The 3,403-nt window shown below is 40.0% G+C and carries 1 protein-coding gene; it reads right to left on the reverse strand.

What is annotated here, in order from left to right; translation table 11 throughout:
- Positions 1 to 230: 230 nt before the first annotated feature.
- Positions 231 to 3,113 (reverse strand): DUF11 domain-containing protein, encoded by a 2,883-nt coding sequence (locus IQ229_RS19180; protein WP_228013570.1) that lies wholly within the window; start codon positions 3,111 to 3,113, stop codon positions 231 to 233.
- Positions 3,114 to 3,403: the final 290 nt, after the last annotated feature.

Here is a 3,403-nt window from a genome sequence, read left to right on the forward strand (position 1 = left end):
CCTTTAGGCTTTGGATGTAGAGCAATCCAACTGTGAGAAACTGGTTTAAATCTCAGTTTTAGATTCATATTTCCTATGACTTATTTGTAGGTATATGCTGAATCTCCAAACTGAAGTTACCGTTTTTCGGATTATTCAAAAGATATTTTTACAAAACTGCGATCGCCTCGTTACCAAACAGCCGGAACTTTCCTAATGGCCTTATTTCCCCTAGTTAGCCGTGCTTAAAACTATTTCACCTTAGCGCGGAAGCGGACAAAACCATAAGAATTAGCTGGTGTGCCAGATCCAGTCGCTGCGGGTAGATTGGGAAAACTGGGGACTGTAATATTGACCACTACTGCTCCATTGGTGTTAGTACCACAGTATGATGGTGTCCCTGAGTCATTAGCTGTATAAAAATACCCGCGATCGCTATCTCCAACATTTGTCAGATAAAGCGTAGGTGTATTAGAACCAATAGCTAGAGCAATTCCTTGATCTGCTCCTGGTAAGCCACCATCATTAGGAGTCATACCATTAAAAGCAGTAGGAATCAAACTAACATTAGTCGGAACTAAGTCACAGAATTTCACATTAGTTGCATTACCGAGACCATTGGAAAGAAAATATATAGTGTATTCCAATTCATCTCCTGGTTTGACAGTGCCAGCATTAATTAATCCTCGCAAGTAGCTAACAGGCCATTTAGGATCGTTATCATCAGTAGCATAAGGTTCTGGTACATAGTTGCTGGCATTAGTAGCAACGTCACTGCGACCATCCACAATATCAGTTAAATCTTGGTTATTGAGGCGGGTGATGCGTTTAATTAACAACAACTTAGGATTAGAACTAATATTTAACACTGTAAATAAAGTGGGGTCATCATCTGCCGTGCTGGCAGGATTATTACCAGTATTTACACCATTATCAGTAATTTGCAAGAACGAATTACCAAGAGTAGGTGGATTATTAGTAGCACCAGCAGAGTCTGCATCCGTTAACACCGTACCAACAGTTCCTGTAGGATTATCAGGTGTGTTAAAAGTCGCATTTGCTTGGTTACTAATTGGATTACCGCCATTGGCATTATTAATTGTGGCAGTAATTTTAATGGTAATCGTATCACCTACACGGAGAGTTCCAGAATTTGTCACAGCAACAACATCAGCACCGTTGTAACTGGAATTGATTGTGATATTATTTCCTGAAGTTGCAGCACTAATTGCCGCACTCACAAAGGTTAATTGTGAGGGTAATAATTCGTTAATAGTAAAGTTAATTGCATCGCTATTACCTGGATTTAGGTTGGAGTAAGTAATGGTATATTCGATGCGATCGCCTACAGTCACTGTTCCACTACTATCATTGTCTGCAAGGAAGCGAACAGATTTGGTTCCTATGACATTTGCTTGAGTGTTAGTAGTAATTACCAAGGGAGTAGTGATTGCTTCACTTGGGAAATATGTCCAAGTATCTATACCCTTATAGTCACCATAATTACTACTAAATTCATGCTCTCCTAATGCACTATTGATCCCTCTAGCAGCATTACGCGGGTTAGTAGCTCCCGTACCATCTAAGTTAATCGCCGTGCCGTTAGCAGAAGTATAGTTGTTGTCGTTGTAATAAACGGTTGTCGATCCAATCTGTTGCCCATTTTGATCTAGAAGGTTAGGAAAAAGAGCCGGAGGGTTTTCCATTGTGATTTTAAACCCCAGCGTATTATTTTCGGCATCCAACATGGGAAAGTGATATTCACCCGACCGTGTTGTGATTATGGCATTGTATGGTAAGTTTCCAGATCGAGGTAGGAGATTTGTCCCATTTGCATCCTTTCCATTCCAAAGCACCACATTTGAGCCGAGAGATAACACATTTTGTAGTACTCTATCGCTACTAGGGTCATAAATACCGTCAGTGTTGGTGTCAATAATTATTTGATAGCTACCACTGGAACTGGCATTGAAACTAAAATTGCCTCCCACACCCACAGAAGTTTGGTTCCCACTACCTCCATTACCCCCAGTAAATTTGAACGAAGTCGGCACTATCGGAATATTCGCTGCAATAGGAATACTCAAAGCATTGAGGGTGGCTATGTCTGGTCGATTGAAGAAAACTAAATGAGTAATGTCTGTTGTAGTATCAGTAACATTCGGACTTTGAACTTTTACATTGCCATAAAAGTTGAGTGTACTGTTTTGGTCTGCTGGGGAATTGATCGAGTGATAAAGTGTAGAACCGTTACTGTCAATATATCCCCGGCTATTAGCAAAAAAGATGAAGCCAAAAGGATCGACTCCATTCATGTCAGTTTCGTAACGATACCCATCTTTGGTTTGAATATAGAGCTTAGAGTTGAGTCCTAAACCAGCAGGAGCGCCATTTTGCCCAGCATTTCCTCCCATATTCATAGCGATATAGTTGGTAAATACTCGCCCTTTTTTAACACCGTTACTATCCCGAACTGTGATATCCCAAGCCGCCACCCCTGAAAGTTGAGTACCATTTGTAGGGAATACCGCCGTTGTAGTTCTTGGGGGCGGATTATTGTTTGTAGCACCACTTTTATCAGGAGAATGAAATTCAACTTCGTAAATACCTGTTTCTGTAGCGACGAAACTACAAGGGGTATATCCACCACTATTAGGTAAAGGGCCAGCCGTTTCTTTGGCAACGGTGTCAATAAAACCAAAACCAGAATTCAGAACATCACAAGAGCCATTTTGAGCACCAAAGGGACTGCGGTAAACAATATCTTGTGGGTTCGAGAAACTAGTATGGACACTAGAGCCAAGATTAACTGTTTCTCCTTGTTGAACATAAACTTTGAGTATGGTTTTCCGAACAATACCTGCTAGTGCTAAATCTGACCATTCAACGTAGGGTCTGTATCCGCCATCAGAAACTAACTCTTTGCTGCCTTCAGCCCAGCTAGGTTGGATACTATTTCCGAAAATACATAAAAAAAAGCCCAGACTACTTAGCCATAGTTTTTGACGGCTAATTGTTAATGGCTTTTCCATAAGTTTTTTTACTGGGTTGTCAACAGCCAGAAAAAATTTATCATTTTCATCAATATTTACTGTGGCGATCGCTCTTAATTTCTTAAGTAAATATTTCATCATTTAGTTCCAATAAAAATACATAATATGTAAGTAATGATATTGAGTTTATAAATATACAAATACCAGAATGAAAATTGAACAGTTTTTGCACTAGATTCAAAGCGAATAAAAATCGTTACGACAATAGTATTCCCACAAGGAAGGGTTAAATTCGTAAGAGAGGTTCATGCAACGTCTTTAGATCAAATAACCTTTAGGACTTACGCACAGGTAACGGAAAATCGAACCACAGAGGCACAGAGAACACGGAGCAATAAGAGTTTGAGAGGTATTTTGCGTAAGTCCTGACC

Source organism: Nostoc cf. edaphicum LEGE 07299, assembly GCF_015207245.1.
Taxonomy (GTDB): domain Bacteria; phylum Cyanobacteriota; class Cyanobacteriia; order Cyanobacteriales; family Nostocaceae; genus Nostoc; species Nostoc edaphicum_B.